We start from the raw sequence: 12,932 nt of genomic DNA, 5'->3' as shown, positions 1-12,932 counted from the left end.
GCGGGCGGGCGCCGCGGTTACGGCTGGTTGCAAATCGGGTCGACACGATGTTTTTACCCGCCCCGTCACGTTGCGTTTTCTCCATGAAAGAAGGGCGCCGAAGCGCCCTTCTTCTGCATTCCCTGGCCGGACTTACAGCGTGCGGCCGAATGCGTTGCGATGCGAATGATGCGTGGACGTCGACGCATGCGCGGTATGGCCATGCGCGTGCGTGTGACCACGGCCCGGCTGCGTGCCGGCGCGATCGGCGATCGTGTCGGAACGGTCGGCCGCGCGCGCGAGGCCTTTGTCGCGGTCGCCCGCGTGCATGCCGTTCGAGTTGCTCAGCGCCTGGCCGCTCATGTGGCCGCCGGACATGCCGCCCGCGTTGCCGCCCGAGCCTCCTGCGCCATGGCCGCCCCCGTTGCCCCCGCCATTGCCGCCGGCCGCCGCATGGGCGGACACCGAGCCGAGCGCGAGCAGCGCGGCCGTCAGGACGGACAGATATCGTTGCTGTTTCATCTTGTACTCCCCGGAGCGCGTTGATGTGACTGCATTGTATGAACGCGCGAAATTCGCGCCGCACGACGTTGTAAATGATCGTAACGACGCGCGCGCGCCACGCATTCGTCGGATCAATCCGCGGTGTACGCGCACGCAGGAACGGTGGGAACGAAGCACCGGAGCGACGCCACGGCATCGCCCCGGTGACGAGGTCGCTTACTGCGCCGGCTGCATGCCCTGCGCGGCGGCCTTGTGCTGCGCGGCCTGTTCTTGCGCGTGCTTCTTTGCCATGTGATGGCCCACGATACAGCCGCCGACCGCGCCGACCACCGCGTGGTGCCCCGCATAGTGGCCGGCCACACCGCCGACCACCGCGCCCTTCATGCAGCCCGCCGCATGCGCGGTGCCGATCGTTGCGAGCGCAACGACAGTGGCGGCGGCACACAGCCTGATGTATCGCACTGACATCATGTTTTCACTCTCCTGTTGCGACGATCAGATGGACCGCTTAATCCCAGCGGCCGCCACGCCAGCCACCGCGATCGCGCCACTCGTGCTCGCGCCATTCATGGCGGCGCCATTCGCGCTGACGCCAGCCGTCGCCGCGCCAACCGTAGTCGCGATAGCCGACCGGCGCGTACATCACCGGCGGAGGCGGCGCCACGTAGACGGGCGCCGGCGCCGTGTAGACGCCCGGCACGCCGATGCCGACCGACAGGTCGACGTGGGCCGACGCGACGCCCGAGGCTGCCAGCGCCGCTACACCGAGAACTGCACCGAGAATAAGTTTCTTGCTCATTTCGCGACTCCCTGCACGTGTCGTGCGTCATGTGACTACGGTTCGGAGTCTAGGCACCGGACGCTGACACAGGTGAAACGGGTATGCGAGACAGGTAACGGACGTTTACGGGTGCCCGCAAAGCCTGATGGAGCAAGGGAAAGGCGACGTTCCACACACCGTTGCAGCGATGCACAGGGTCGGTAAAAAGGGGGATTTTCGGCACGAAACCGGCGATCGGATCGAACCCGCCGGTGTGCACGGGGAGCGAACCGCCCTCGCCCTGCGGCGCGGGCGGCTCGCAACAGTGCGCGTTACGCGCGGATATCGTCGACGCTGCGCAACCAGTGCACGCTGAACAGGTTGTCCGCGTCGGTCCACACGGTATCGGGTGCGAACCCCGCGCGGCGTGCCATCGCGTGGAAGCCGTCGATCGTGAACTTGTGCGAGTTCTCCGTGTGGATGCGCTCGCCGGCTTCGAAGCGGAACGCGTGGCCGCGCACGTGCACGGTCTGCGCGACGTCGCTGACGAGATGCATCTCGATGCGCTGCCGCTCGCGGTCGTAGAACGCGCAGTGCGAGAACGCGTCGACGTCGAAATCCGCGCCGAGCTCCGCGTTCGCGCGCACCAGCAGGTTCAGGTTGAACTGCGCGGTCACGCCCTGCGCGTCGTTGTATGCGAGATGCAGCGTGCGCTCGTCCTTCACGAGATCGACACCCACCAGCAGGCCGCCGCCGCGCAGCAGCCGTGCGGCGTCACGCAGGAACGTGTCGGCCTCTTCCGGCGAGAAGTTGCCGATCGTCGAGCCGGGAAAGAAGCCGATGCGTCGCCGCGGCGTTTCGGTCAGCTCGGCCAGTTGCTCGGCCTTCGTGTAATCGGCCGCGAGCGGCGCGACGTCCAGCCACGGATAGGCCGCACGCAGCCGCGCGGCGGCGCCGTGCAGGTAATCGGCGGAGATGTCGACCGGCACGTAACGCGCCGGCGCGTTCGCGTAATTGTCCGCGAACGCGTCGAGCAGCACGCGGATCTTTTCGAGCGAACCCGCGCCGAATTCGACGATGTCCGCATGCGGGCCGACGCGCCGCACGATCTCGGCCGCGCGATCGCGCAGGATGCCGAGCTCGGTGCGTGTCGGGTAGTACTCGGGCAGTTCGCAGATGCGGTCGAACAGCGCGGAGCCGGCCGCATCGTAGAAGTATTTCGGCGAGATGCTGCGCGGCGTGCGCGACAGTCCGTCGATCAGGTCGCGCTCGAACGCGCTCGGCCGCGAATCGCGGGCGGGTTGCAGGCCACCGCTCGTGGCCGTCAGGTCAGACGTCTCGCGCAAGTCGCACCCCCGTGAATTGCCAGCGTGCCGCCGGCGGAAAGAAATTGCGGTACGTCGGCCGTTCGTGCCCGGGCGGCGTCGCGATGCTGCTGCCGCGCAGGACCTGCTGGCCGACCATGAACTTGCCGTTGTATTCGGCTGCTACCCCGGCCAGCGGCCGAAAGCCCGGATACGGCTCGTAGGACGAACGCGTCCACTGCCACACGTGCCCGAGCATCTGCCGGATCCCGTCGGCCGCGAACGCGGTTTCCCATTCGAATTCGGTCGGCAGCCGCGCGCCGGCCCATTCCGCATACGCGGCGGCCTCGTAGAAGCTCACGTGACACACCGGTGCGTCGGGCGCCAGCGGTTCGACGCCGTGCAGGCCGAACGTGCGCCGCACGCGCGTGGCGGCCGCATCGTCGTCGTCCGGCATCCAGTACGCGGGGCCTTGCCACCCTTCCCGCTGTACGGTGGCCCAGCCGTCGGACAACCAGAACTCGGGACGCGTATAGCCGCCGTCGGCGACGAACGCCGCGAATTCCGCATTCGTCACGAGGCGGTTCGCGATCTCGTACGGCCGCACGAGCGCGGTGTGGCGCGGCCGTTCGTTGTCGAACGAGAACGCGTCGCCGTCGTGGCCTATCTCGACGAGGCCGCCGGGTTGAGGCAGCCAGCGCAGCGGGCCGGCGTCGCCCGCGGCGAGCGCGTCGCCGTCCGTCGCGTTATGCGGCCGGAACGCCGGCTTCAACGGGTTGCACGAGAACGCATGCAGCATGTCGGTGACGATCAGCTCCTGATGCTGCTGCTCGTGATGCAGGCCGAGCACGAGCTCGGGCGCGATCGCGTCGAGCAGCGCCGCATCGGCGCCGGCCAGCGTGCGCAGCATCGCGTCGTCGACGTATTGCCGGTACGCATGCACGTCGCCCAGCGACGGACGTGTAAGCAGCCCGCGCTGCGGCCGCGGATGGCGCGGGCCGAGCGCTTCGTAATAGGAATTGAAGAGGAACTGGAACGCGTCGTCGAACGGCGCGTAGCCGGGCACGCGGCGCATCAGCACGACGGTTTCGAAGAACCAGGTCGTATGCGCGAGATGCCATTTCGTCGGACTCGCGTCGGGCATCGACTGCACGGCCTGGTCTTCGGCGGACAGCGTCGCGGTCAACGCGACGCTATGGGCGCGCACGTCCTGGTAACGGCGCTGAAGCTGTGATGCAAGAAGGCTCATCGGTTTACCGTTCACGTCGCGATTCGCTGCGTTGCGTTGCCGGAAAAGGGAAAGCCTTGCGCTGGGATGCGCGCGGCTGACGGGCGATTTGCTGCTGCGTCGTCGGGCAGCCGGCGCGCGCGCCGGGCCGCTCATGCGGCTTCACTTCATCTGCCCGTGCAGAACAGTATGGTCCAGAAATGTGAACGTCGCGAATCGGATTTCGGATGAAACGAAGACGAAAGAAAAATGAAAGCATTCATGACGTCGGCACGCGTAAGTAATGAACCGTCGGCGCCCTTCGTAGCGGGCTGGCCGGCAAACGCAATACGCGTGCCCGCGGCCGCGCCCTACTGACGTCCGGTGACAGCCGCTCGGCATGCGTGAAAGGTCGATGGCGCGCATGCGCCGCAGGAGCGGCGTCAGGCGGCCGATTCGTCAGTCGATATCGCGACCTTCTTGGTGCGCCGCTCAACGGCTCCGCCCTTCGCGTGACGTCGCTTTCTTCTCCGGCCGTAAAAAATTTTCTGCGTCGATGTCACACGCGCGGGGTGCTCGCTCGTCATATCGGCGGAACCCACACGAAAGGAGAAGCAACATGACTGCGAAACTCAATCCGTTTGCCGCCGCTCCCACGCTGATGAAGCAGTGGATGACCGTGTCGGTCGCCGCGGCCGGGAGCCTCGAGCCGACGCTGATCGAGCTGGTCAAGATCCGCGCGTCGCAGATCAACGCGTGCGCGAACTGCCTTAACATGCACACCGTCGAGGCGCGCGAGCAAGGCGAGACCGAGCAGCGCATCTACCTGCTGTCCGCGTGGCGCGAAGCGCCCTGCTACACCGACCGCGAGCGCGCGGCGCTGGGCTGGACCGAGGCGCTCACGCGGCTGTCGGAGGGCCACGCGGCGCACGAAGCGGCCTATGCGGCGCTGAACGACCATTTCAGCGAAGAGGAACAGGTGAAACTCACGGTGATGATCAACGTGATCAACGGCTGGAACCGGCTCGCCGTCGGCTTCGGGCTATGGGTCGACCCGGCCGACGCGAAGGCCGCCGCCGCGAAGCTGGTGGCTTGATGCCGAGCCTCGACCCGGCCGGCGGCCGCGCCGACGAACGGGCCGACGCCGCGGCGAGCTTCGATCCGCTGCGTCGCACGCTGATCCGCGTCGCGTACCGGATGCTCGGCTCCGTCGCGGATGCCGAGGACATGGTGCAGGAGGCGTTCATCCGCTGGATGAACGTCGACCGCACCGAGGTGCGCGTGCCCGAGGCGTTCCTGCGCCGCATGGTGATGCGCATGTGCGTCGATCAACTGAAGTCCGCGCGGCACCAGCGCGAAACCTATATCGGCCCGTGGTTGCCCGAGCCGGTCGTCGAGGAAGACGAACAGGACGATGTCACGCTGCCGCTGCTGCTCGCGCTCGAACGGCTGTCGCCGCTCGAACGCGCGGCGTTCCTGCTGCACGACGTGTTCGGCGTCGAATTCGACGAAGTGGCCACGACGATCCAGCGCGACCCGGCCGCATGCCGGCAGCTCGCCGCGCGGGCCCGCACGCACGTGCGCGAGGCGCGACCGCGTTTTCATGTCGAGAAGCAGCGCGGGATCGAACTCGCCGAAGCGTTCTTCGCGGCGTCACGCAGCGGCGACATGCGCGCGCTCGGCGCGATGCTAGCCGAGGACGTGAGCCTGCATTCGGACGGCGGCGGCAAGCGCACGGCGGCCGGCAAGCCGGTGTTCGGCTTCGAACGCGTGATGCGGGTGCACGCGTACCTGGCCGAGCTGTTCACGACGCATGCGTCGAAGCTCGTGCGGGCCGGGTTCATCAACGGGTTGCCCGGTTTCGTCACGCTGGAAGCCGACGGCGAGCTGCAGACGACGGCGCTCGAGATCGACGACGGGAAGATCGTCGCGATCTATGTCGTGCGGAATCCTGACAAATTGAAGCATCTGCATTGAGGGCGGCGCGAGCGTGCGCCGTATGCGATGTGGATGCATGGCGACGGCGCCGTCCGCCCTCTTCGTTCTGCGCTGCGTGGCCGATCGCCGGCTATCGCGATCAGGACGTCGCGCCTCCGACGTTGCCGATCATGTACAGCAGTACGCCGAGCAGCGGCGTCGCGACGGCGAAACCGGCCGCCGCCAGCCAGTTCGTGCCGCCTTGCGCCTCGAGCAGCGCGAGAAACGATTCGCGAGACGTCGCGTGCGGGCGCAGTTTTTCGATCTGGCGTTCGACGTATCGCTTGTAGAGGCTGTTCCCGCACCAGCCGAGCGAGACCGCGATCCCGATGGTAATCGGGTCGAGCGTGCTCGATTCGAAGTATGTCGGGAAGTACAGCAACTCGACCAGCGTGATGCCCAGCGTGACGGCGAGCACGACGGCCGCCTGCCAGTACATGCATCGATACGCCATCCAGGCTGGGCCCAGGAAGCACGCGGCCCAGTTCCACGATTGCCGGCTCTTGCGCGAGTCGGCGATCGCCCATTTTCGTTCGTACCAGGCGGCCTTCGTGCCGACGTAAGCGGCGATTTCGTCGTTGCTCGCGGATGAAGCGGCGGTCGTGGCCTCGGACATGATCGTGTGCTCTCAGTTGCGCGGATTGCGCGTCGTTGTTTTGATGCGGTGGAAGTCGGGTGACGGGCGATGCCGCCGCGTCGATGCGCACACGATTCTACGCGCCGCGCAGCGGCAGCTGTGTGGCGAATCGGAGGTTGATGACGATGCGATGCCGGGCCGTGGCTCGCGCAACGCATCGGGGCTTCATGCGTTGTTTCGGACCGGAAAAGAAAAACGCCACGCGAGGTTGCCGCGTGGCGTTTGTATGTTGGCGAGCCGCGTTGCCTGTAGGCAAGTTGTGCTGCCGGACCCCTTCATTTTGTTCGTTGGTAGGCTCGATTGGATTCGAACCAACGACCCCCACCATGTCAAGGTGGTGCTCTAACCAACTGAGCTACGAGCCTAAGAAGCCGCGAATTATAGAGAGGGTTTCGGGGGAGCACAAGCCCCTTCGTCAAAATTTTTCGAATCGGCGTGCGCGGTGGCTCGCGATCGACGTGGCCTGGCGATGCGGGCACGCTGAAGCTTCATCTGTTCGCATCACAGGAAAACGCGTCGATGTGCTGTGGTGTTATCCACATTGCCCTCTGGATAACCGTCCGGGAACGCTCTGGATTCACAGTGGAACGATTGAGGATATGTCCGCGCGGCTGTGAATCGACGAAAAGTTGTTCTGTGCTGCCGGACGCTGTTCACGTCGCGCACCCAGGGTTATGCATTTCGGTTCGCGTTGAAAATTCAGTGCGTTACGGAGGTTATCCACTGTGGGGCACAGGGTTTGTTAACTATCACTACGTATATATACGAACTCTGTTAACACCTTTGGATAAGCACAGTCCGTCGACTGTGATCCGTGCGGGATATGCACTGCGTGCAGCGCACGGACAGCCGAAGCGGAATGCTGTGAAGCGCTCGAGCGATACGTGAGCCTTCGTGTCTGTAAAATCGCCGGCACTGTGTTGCCGCTACACGGGCGAGCGATTCAACGTGAAGTTCGATCTCGGCTACGGGGGGTGTCGAACGTGTCGGGCAACTCTCCGACGAAAACATCGACGCGATCGTCGGATGGCTCGCCGCGGTGTGAGCCGGATGAACTGACAGGCACAGGGACATGACCGATTCCTTGACTGCACTGCAGCGCTGGTACGAATCTCACTGCGATGGCGTGTGGGAACACGTGCACGGCATCGAGATCGCCACGCTCGACGGCATGTCATCCGGCAAGGCGATCAATCGGGCGATCGAGGGACACGATGAAATCGAAGCAGGACGAGGGCGCCACAAGCGCTACCCGCAACCGGAGGCGCTAATGGAACCGCTCGTTTGCCATCGACACGGCTTCGATGACGCGAATCCGCTCGGGACGTCGATGAAGGATGTCGTCTTTCCGGAAACCGGCGAGATTCTCAGGGTCTGTCTGACCAGGTGACTTCGGAAGCGATGAAGGAACGCGCGGCCTTCATATGTGGATAACCGCGGCACAAAACGATGCGAAACGCTGTGCCGGCAAAAGGTGAGCGTTTGCACGGATCACAAGCTGGGTCCGGATCTCGGCGAATCATGACCTCGATAAGCCGCTCAGAATGTTTGGGCACGCGACTGGACGGAGAGAAGCACGCCTTGAGAACTGGGTGCATGCGAAACGTACATCGGGAGTCGTGCGCTTGTCGACATCGCGTATGTGGACAACCCGCACGCCCAACCAGTCGAATCGCTGTGCGCCGGACAGGTGAGCGCCATGCATTCGACCATGCGAATCAACTCGAACGCCGTGTGGATATCGACCAGCCAAGGCACTCGAAATCCTGTGCATTCAACGGGTGAGCGTACGGGAATTCGGTGAGAGTGTTCGCGCGACCTCACGGGGCGTGGATATCGCGCTTCCATTCAACTCGACGCCACGATTTCCCGGTGCGGTTCAAACGCCGACTCGGCTGGCGTCGCGAGAGAAGGCGGCATAGGGCAGGACAAAGTCGCCCGGCGAGGATGATCGTTCGCTATGCTGCCGGTGACAACGCATCGATTCCATCATCCGATACACATGGGCACAACGGCACGGACCATTCTCAAAGCCATTCTGAGCATCCCCATTGCCTTTGGGCTCGCCTATCCCCTTGTCTATCCCTCCGAAGACGGCGGCGTTCTCGGTGAAATAGCGGTGCTTGGGCCAATCGGAAGCATCGTCGTCATCGCGGTTTTCCTGGCTCTGGTCTATGCCTACGCGAGCGACCTCAGGGCTATCCTGAAATCGGTCAGCCGGGGATCGCGTGTGGCCGAACCCAACAGCGTCTGGCTGATGTTCCTCTTGCCCTACAACTTCATCGAGGACTTCTTCATTATTTCCAACGTCGCGAAGTCCCTGGAAGCGGAGTCTCGTATCAATCCGGCGCTGTCGGGTTTGCGCTCGTTCGGTCGGATCAGCGGCATCGGGTGGTGTGCTGCCCAGGTTCTTTCGTTGATACCCAATATCATTGGCTCCATCGCCGGCGGCGTCGCGGTTTTCCTCTGGGTTTGGCACTGGGTGTTTGTGCGCCGAACGAACAAGATGCTTGCCGGCAGCCGGGTCTCCGTGGCGACTCTACCTGGACGGACAGGATCGTAGCCCGCCTTGGAAGCCAGATCGCTTACCCGTGATCGATGTGGAAATCCCGTTCAGCGACGACTCGAAACCCTGTGATTCCAAAGGTGAGGGCGCCGGCGCGGCTCAATGTGCATAACAGCCGGGGAAAGTCAGTCGAAACGCTGTGCATGCGAATGGTGAGCGGGCCCCGTTCAAGCCCGTCGGGCCGCCCCACAAAAGCCGCTGGCAGCTGCCACCCACCGCCAGCCGGGCGCGCATCCTACTGCTTCAAGTCTGCTGATCGAGCGCCTGCACCACTGCCTTCTCGCCAAGACTCCCGGCCGGCCCGACCACCGCATAGTTGAGCCCATTCACCGACCCATACCGCGCGAGCAGTGCGCCATCCACGCGTTGCCCGTTCGGCAGCAGCCGATGTCCCGATTCCGCTGGCCGGAGATAGAAGCTCAGCGTCCGTCCCGCATCATCCTCATAGAGCACCATTGCAGCAGTCGCCCCGCTGTCCGTCGTGAACAGCCGCCCACCAACCGGCCTGAACCCCGCCGCGCTCAAATCCGGCAGCTTCGCCGATGCGCCCACGCCTTTGGTGAGCCACCCTTGCAAATCGCCCGCACCGGTCGGCCGGTAATCGACCTTGGCCGTCCGATCGACCACCATCATCTGGTAAGCCTTGACCGCATCGCTCATCGGCGCGATGGGCGGCGCCGCGTTCCACCCGCGCGCCTGCCATCCGCCGAACGTGCCGAGCCCGACGCAGAACACGAACGAAGCCGCCATCGCGAACCGCATCCGCGCGCGCTCGGCCCGTCGGCCACGAATCGCGGCCGGATCCAGCGCGGGATTGTCCGCCGGCATCCGCACGCTTTCCAGCGCGGCCCGCAGCCGCTGCGCGTCTTGCTGCCATTGCTTCACCTGTTCGGCGCGCGCCGGATGCAGCGCGAGATAGCGCTCGACCGCGGCACGCGCATCGTCGTCGAGCTGGCCGTCGACATAGGCCTGAAGGTCGTGTTCGTTCGGAGGCGTGTTCATTTCTTCATCAATCGGAGAGAAGGAGCAGGAAGTTCGCCGTCGCTGAGCTGGCGCAGCGCCTGGCGCGCGCGGGAGAGCCGCGACATCACGGTGCCGATCGGCACCTCGAGCAGGTCGGCGACTTCCTGATAGGTGAAGCCCTCGACCGCGACGAGCAGCAGCAGGCTGCGCTGCTCGTCCGAGAGCCGGCCGAACGCTTCGAGCGTCGCGCGCGCCGCGAATTCGCGTTCGGCGGACGGCCAGTGCGCTTCGTCGTCGTCGCGGATGCGGCCGAGCAGCCACGCGTAGCGCTTCGCGCTGCGTTTGCCATCGAGAAATTGCCGGTACAGGATCGTGAAGAGCCAGCTGCGCAGCGACGCGTCGTCGCGACGGCTCGTCCAGCGCGACAGCGCGCGCTCGAGCGTCGACTGGACGAGATCGTCGGCCGCGTGGACGTCGCGCGCCAGCCAGAGCGCGAAGCGTCGCAGCCGGGGGATGAGTTCGCGCAATGCTTCGTCGTCGGGGGCGGTGGAGGGCATGGCCGGGCCGGTTGCCGAAAGGGTTGTAGATGCCGCGTAGGACGCCGGCCGGCATCGGTTATTCCCTCCAGCATACGAAAAAATTCTTCATGGAATAAAGCGGCGTGGGCGGCGTCCTACACGCGTTCGACAATGATCTGACGATCGGGAGTGCATTCATGAAGCAATCTTCTTCTTCGCCGCAGCGCGAGCCCGGGCGGGGCGGGTGGCGCTGGGCCGTGATCGGCGGCGCGGTGGCCGGCATGGCCGTGGCGTTCGGATATGCCGGCGGGTGGCTCGCGCCGGCGCGTCTGACCCCGCACCGGCTCGTCGACGCGCTACAGACCAACAGCGGCATCCATCCCGGCTACCGGCGTAATCACGCGAAGGGCGTGTGCGTGACCGGCTACTTCGAAGGCAACGGCGCCGCGAGCGCGTATTCGGTCGCGCCGTTCTTCAAGGCGGTGCGCACGCCGGTGGTCGGGCGTTTCGCGTTACCGGGCGGGAATCCTTATGCGCCGGACAGCAGCGTACCGATCCGCAGCCTCGCGTTGAAGCTCACCGCGCCGGACGGCGAGCAATGGCGGACCGGGATGAACGCGATGCCGGTGTTTCCGGTCGCGACGCCGCAGGCGTTCTACGAACAGACGCTCGCGACCCGGCCCGATCCGAAGACGGGCAAGCCCGATCCGGCGAAGGTGAAGGCGTTTTTCGGCGCACATCCGGAAGCGGGCGCGTTCCTGCAATGGGTGAAGGGTGCGAAGCCGAGCGCGAGCTACGTCACCGAAAGCTATTACGGGCTGAACGCGTTCTACTTCGTCGACGCGGCCGGCAAGCGTCAGGCGGTGCGGTGGCGCGTCGTGCCGGAGCAGACGGCGGGCGCCGGCGACGTCGCGACGGCCGCGGATCCGAACGTGCTGCAGCAGGACGTGACGCAGCGCATCGCGGCCGGCCCGCAGAAGTGGAAGCTGCTGGTCACGCTGGCGGAGCCCGGCGACCCGGTGGACGACGCGACGAAGGTCTGGCCCGCGCAGCGCACGACGATCGATGCGGGCACGCTCGTGCTCGATCGCGTGGAGGCGCAGGACAGCGGCCCGTGCCGCGACGTGAATTACGACCCGACGGTGCTGCCGCAGGGGATTCAGGTGTCGGGCGATCCGTTGTTGGCGGCGCGCTCGGCCGCGTATGCGGATTCGTATCTGCGGCGCACGAGTGAAGAGGCCGGCGTGGCAGGCGTGGCGCGAGTGAGTGGGGAGGGACGGTGATGAAGGCTTCGACGACGTTTAGTTTGCCGGCGCGGGTGCTGCACTGGGTGATGGCCGCGATGATTCTCGCGATGCTTTTCATCGGGGTGGGGATGGTGGCGTCGGTTTCCGGGCGGCACGAGATCCTGGTGGCGATTCACAAGCCGCTGGGCGTGGCCGTACTGGTGCTGGTGTGTGTGCGGATCGTGGTGCGGATGCTGTCGAAGCCGCCGGCGTTGCCCGACGATCTGCCGTGGTGGCAGAAGGTGGCCGCGCACGGGTCGCATCTGGTGCTGTATGCGCTGATGGTGGCGATGCCGCTGATCGGCTGGGCGATGCTGTCGGCGGGCGGGTATCCGGTGACGTTGGGCGGCGGCGTGCAACTGCCGGCGCTGGTATCGGCTGATCCGGTGACGTTCGCCTGGCTTCGGGTTGCACATCGCGTGCTGGCCTATCTCTTCTTCCTGACGTTCCTCGCGCACTTTGCCGCGGCGCTGTATCACGGGCTGATTCGGCGGGACGGCGTGGTGAGGGCGATGGTGGGGCGGTAATCGACGGACGGTTGTGTTCGATACGGCGGGGCAGTTCACGGGCGACCGAGGCTGCGCCGCCGTGTCGCCTATATATGGGCGCCAGGAAGGGCTCAACGGTCCCCGCCATAGCACGTCAAAAATATTTCACAAAAGGGGTTGCGGAGACCGGGGCGGATGCATAGAATCACGCCTCTTTCGCGCTAACGGAAACGCAGCGCGGGGGAAGAAGAGGGAAGCGGTGCTGTTGAAGTCGGTTTAATCGATTCCAGTGCACGCGAAATTAAACCGCAGTCGTCGCAACGAAGTAGTTAAAAAAGTTGTTGACGAGTCTCAAAAAACGGTTGATAATCTCGCTTCTCTGCTGCTGAAAACGCAGCGCTGCCGGGAAACACGAAGTTCCTCGCAGAATGCTCTTTAAAAATTAACAGCCGATAAGTGTGGGCGCTTGATGGCAGCGAGCTGATCCTCGGATCAGAAAGCGAAAGTATCAAGAGTCTCACACTAAAGTAAGTCAGGTTTATGAAGCAATTCATATTCCTGTCAGCTTTGAGTGAGCGACCGGTTCTTAACTGAACCGAAAACAGTAACAGGTTTAAACTGAAGAGTTTGATCCTGGCTCAGATTGAACGCTGGCGGCATGCCTTACACATGCAAGTCGAACGGCAGCACGGGTGCTTGCACCTGGTGGCGAGTGGCGAACGGGTGAGTAATACATCGGAACA

14 protein-coding genes, 1 tRNA gene and 1 rRNA gene are annotated in these 12,932 nt (G+C 64.7%); 7 read left to right on the top strand and 9 right to left on the bottom strand.

The genetic code is table 11. From position 1 onward, the window contains the following. Positions 1–132: 132 nt before the first annotated feature. From CFB49_RS00090 to egtB, 5 genes are all read right to left on the bottom strand, one after another. Positions 133–501 (bottom strand): hypothetical protein, encoded by a 369-nt coding sequence (locus tag CFB49_RS00090; protein WP_006477219.1) that lies wholly within the window; start codon positions 499–501, stop codon positions 133–135. Between the two features lie 198 nt (positions 502–699). Next, positions 700–954, bottom strand: a complete 255-nt coding sequence (locus CFB49_RS00085; protein WP_089490498.1) for a hypothetical protein — start codon at positions 952–954, stop codon at positions 700–702. 37 nt (positions 955–991) lie between these two features. Then, complete coding sequence (locus tag CFB49_RS00080; RefSeq protein ID WP_089490497.1) at positions 992–1,282, bottom strand: hypothetical protein; 291 nt, start codon at positions 1,280–1,282, stop codon at positions 992–994. Between the two features lie 293 nt (positions 1,283–1,575). Further along, the gene (gene egtD, locus CFB49_RS00075) at positions 1,576–2,589 is read right to left on the bottom strand and encodes an L-histidine N(alpha)-methyltransferase (protein ID WP_089490496.1); all 1,014 of its coding nucleotides are present in this window, start codon (positions 2,587–2,589) and stop codon (positions 1,576–1,578) included. Then, positions 2,573–3,796 (bottom strand): ergothioneine biosynthesis protein EgtB, encoded by a 1,224-nt coding sequence (gene egtB, locus CFB49_RS00070; protein ID WP_069618825.1) that lies wholly within the window; start codon positions 3,794–3,796, stop codon positions 2,573–2,575. The genes egtD and egtB overlap by 17 nt, the downstream gene beginning before the upstream one ends. 577 nt (positions 3,797–4,373) lie before the next feature. Here egtB and CFB49_RS00060 point away from each other — a divergent pair. Together CFB49_RS00060 and CFB49_RS00055 are read left to right on the top strand one after the other, a co-directional pair. After that, positions 4,374–4,850: a carboxymuconolactone decarboxylase family protein gene (locus tag CFB49_RS00060; protein WP_089490495.1), complete on the top strand. Its 477-nt coding sequence runs from the start codon at positions 4,374–4,376 to the stop codon at positions 4,848–4,850. Then, positions 4,850–5,731 (top strand): sigma-70 family RNA polymerase sigma factor, encoded by an 882-nt coding sequence (locus CFB49_RS00055; RefSeq protein ID WP_089490494.1) that lies wholly within the window; start codon positions 4,850–4,852, stop codon positions 5,729–5,731. Before CFB49_RS00060 ends, CFB49_RS00055 begins: the two co-directional genes overlap by 1 nt. 100 nt (positions 5,732–5,831) lie before the next feature. Here CFB49_RS00055 and CFB49_RS00050 read toward each other — a convergent pair whose 3' ends face one another. Both CFB49_RS00050 and CFB49_RS00045 read right to left on the bottom strand, forming a co-directional pair. Further along, a complete protein-coding gene (locus CFB49_RS00050) occupies positions 5,832–6,347 on the bottom strand; it encodes a DUF2628 domain-containing protein (RefSeq protein WP_069618828.1) in 516 nt (171 codons plus the stop codon). Between the two features lie 309 nt (positions 6,348–6,656). Further along, a tRNA-Val gene (locus tag CFB49_RS00045) sits at positions 6,657–6,733 on the bottom strand. Positions 6,734–7,440: 707 nt separating this feature from the next. Here CFB49_RS00045 and CFB49_RS36595 point away from each other — a divergent pair. Together CFB49_RS36595 and CFB49_RS00035 are read left to right on the top strand one after the other, a co-directional pair. Beyond that, positions 7,441–7,758: an Imm53 family immunity protein gene (locus CFB49_RS36595; RefSeq protein WP_069618829.1), complete on the top strand. Its 318-nt coding sequence runs from the start codon at positions 7,441–7,443 to the stop codon at positions 7,756–7,758. Between the two features lie 570 nt (positions 7,759–8,328). After that, positions 8,329–8,931 (top strand): hypothetical protein, encoded by a 603-nt coding sequence (locus tag CFB49_RS00035; protein ID WP_089490493.1) that lies wholly within the window; start codon positions 8,329–8,331, stop codon positions 8,929–8,931. Between the two features lie 246 nt (positions 8,932–9,177). Here the strand turns inward: CFB49_RS00035 and CFB49_RS00030 are convergent, their stop codons facing one another. Both CFB49_RS00030 and CFB49_RS00025 read right to left on the bottom strand, forming a co-directional pair. Next, the gene (locus tag CFB49_RS00030; protein ID WP_069618831.1) at positions 9,178–9,936 is read right to left on the bottom strand and encodes an anti-sigma factor family protein; all 759 of its coding nucleotides are present in this window, start codon (positions 9,934–9,936) and stop codon (positions 9,178–9,180) included. After that, positions 9,933–10,454 (bottom strand): sigma-70 family RNA polymerase sigma factor, encoded by a 522-nt coding sequence (locus tag CFB49_RS00025; RefSeq protein WP_089434307.1) that lies wholly within the window; start codon positions 10,452–10,454, stop codon positions 9,933–9,935. Before CFB49_RS00025 ends, CFB49_RS00030 begins: the two co-directional genes overlap by 4 nt. Before the next feature lie 158 nt (positions 10,455–10,612). On the opposite strand from CFB49_RS00025, the gene CFB49_RS00020 reads away from it, so the two are divergent. The 3 genes from CFB49_RS00020 to CFB49_RS00005 all read left to right on the top strand — a co-directional run. Beyond that, positions 10,613–11,698 (top strand): catalase family peroxidase, encoded by a 1,086-nt coding sequence (locus CFB49_RS00020; protein ID WP_089490575.1) that lies wholly within the window; start codon positions 10,613–10,615, stop codon positions 11,696–11,698. Continuing rightward, a complete protein-coding gene (locus CFB49_RS00015; protein WP_172843425.1) occupies positions 11,698–12,228 on the top strand; it encodes a cytochrome b in 531 nt (176 codons plus the stop codon). The genes CFB49_RS00020 and CFB49_RS00015 overlap by 1 nt, the downstream gene beginning before the upstream one ends. Positions 12,229–12,804: 576 nt before the next feature. After that, positions 12,805–12,932: ribosomal RNA gene (locus CFB49_RS00005) — 16S ribosomal RNA — on the top strand; the annotation flags it as partial.

Source organism: Burkholderia sp. AU17457 (assembly GCF_002223255.1).
In the GTDB taxonomy this organism is placed as follows: domain Bacteria; phylum Pseudomonadota; class Gammaproteobacteria; order Burkholderiales; family Burkholderiaceae; genus Burkholderia; species Burkholderia sola.
Note: the sequence above shows the minus strand (reverse complement) of the source record. Positions and strands in the feature narration are given on the sequence as shown.

What these genes read in the sequence shown, in the direction of transcription:
- CFB49_RS00035 (WP_089490493.1), top strand. Translation starts at nt 8,329, where the DNA reads ATGCTGCCGGTGACAACGCATCGATTCCATCATCCGATACACATGGGC.
- CFB49_RS00020 (WP_089490575.1), top strand. Translation starts at nt 10,613, where the DNA reads ATGAAGCAATCTTCTTCTTCGCCGCAGCGCGAGCCCGGGCGGGGCGGG.
- CFB49_RS00085 (WP_089490498.1), bottom strand. Translation starts at nt 954, where the DNA reads ATGATGTCAGTGCGATACATCAGGCTGTGTGCCGCCGCCACTGTCGTT.
- CFB49_RS00025 (WP_089434307.1), bottom strand. Translation starts at nt 10,454, where the DNA reads ATGCCCTCCACCGCCCCCGACGACGAAGCATTGCGCGAACTCATCCCC.
- CFB49_RS00015 (WP_172843425.1), top strand. Translation starts at nt 11,698, where the DNA reads ATGAAGGCTTCGACGACGTTTAGTTTGCCGGCGCGGGTGCTGCACTGG.
- CFB49_RS00030 (WP_069618831.1), bottom strand. Translation starts at nt 9,936, where the DNA reads ATGAACACGCCTCCGAACGAACACGACCTTCAGGCCTATGTCGACGGC.
- CFB49_RS00080 (WP_089490497.1), bottom strand. Translation starts at nt 1,282, where the DNA reads ATGAGCAAGAAACTTATTCTCGGTGCAGTTCTCGGTGTAGCGGCGCTG.
- CFB49_RS00050 (WP_069618828.1), bottom strand. Translation starts at nt 6,347, where the DNA reads ATGTCCGAGGCCACGACCGCCGCTTCATCCGCGAGCAACGACGAAATC.
- egtB (WP_069618825.1), bottom strand. Translation starts at nt 3,796, where the DNA reads ATGAGCCTTCTTGCATCACAGCTTCAGCGCCGTTACCAGGACGTGCGC.
- CFB49_RS00055 (WP_089490494.1), top strand. Translation starts at nt 4,850, where the DNA reads ATGCCGAGCCTCGACCCGGCCGGCGGCCGCGCCGACGAACGGGCCGAC.
- CFB49_RS00060 (WP_089490495.1), top strand. Translation starts at nt 4,374, where the DNA reads ATGACTGCGAAACTCAATCCGTTTGCCGCCGCTCCCACGCTGATGAAG.
- CFB49_RS36595 (WP_069618829.1), top strand. Translation starts at nt 7,441, where the DNA reads ATGACCGATTCCTTGACTGCACTGCAGCGCTGGTACGAATCTCACTGC.
- CFB49_RS00090 (WP_006477219.1), bottom strand. Translation starts at nt 501, where the DNA reads ATGAAACAGCAACGATATCTGTCCGTCCTGACGGCCGCGCTGCTCGCG.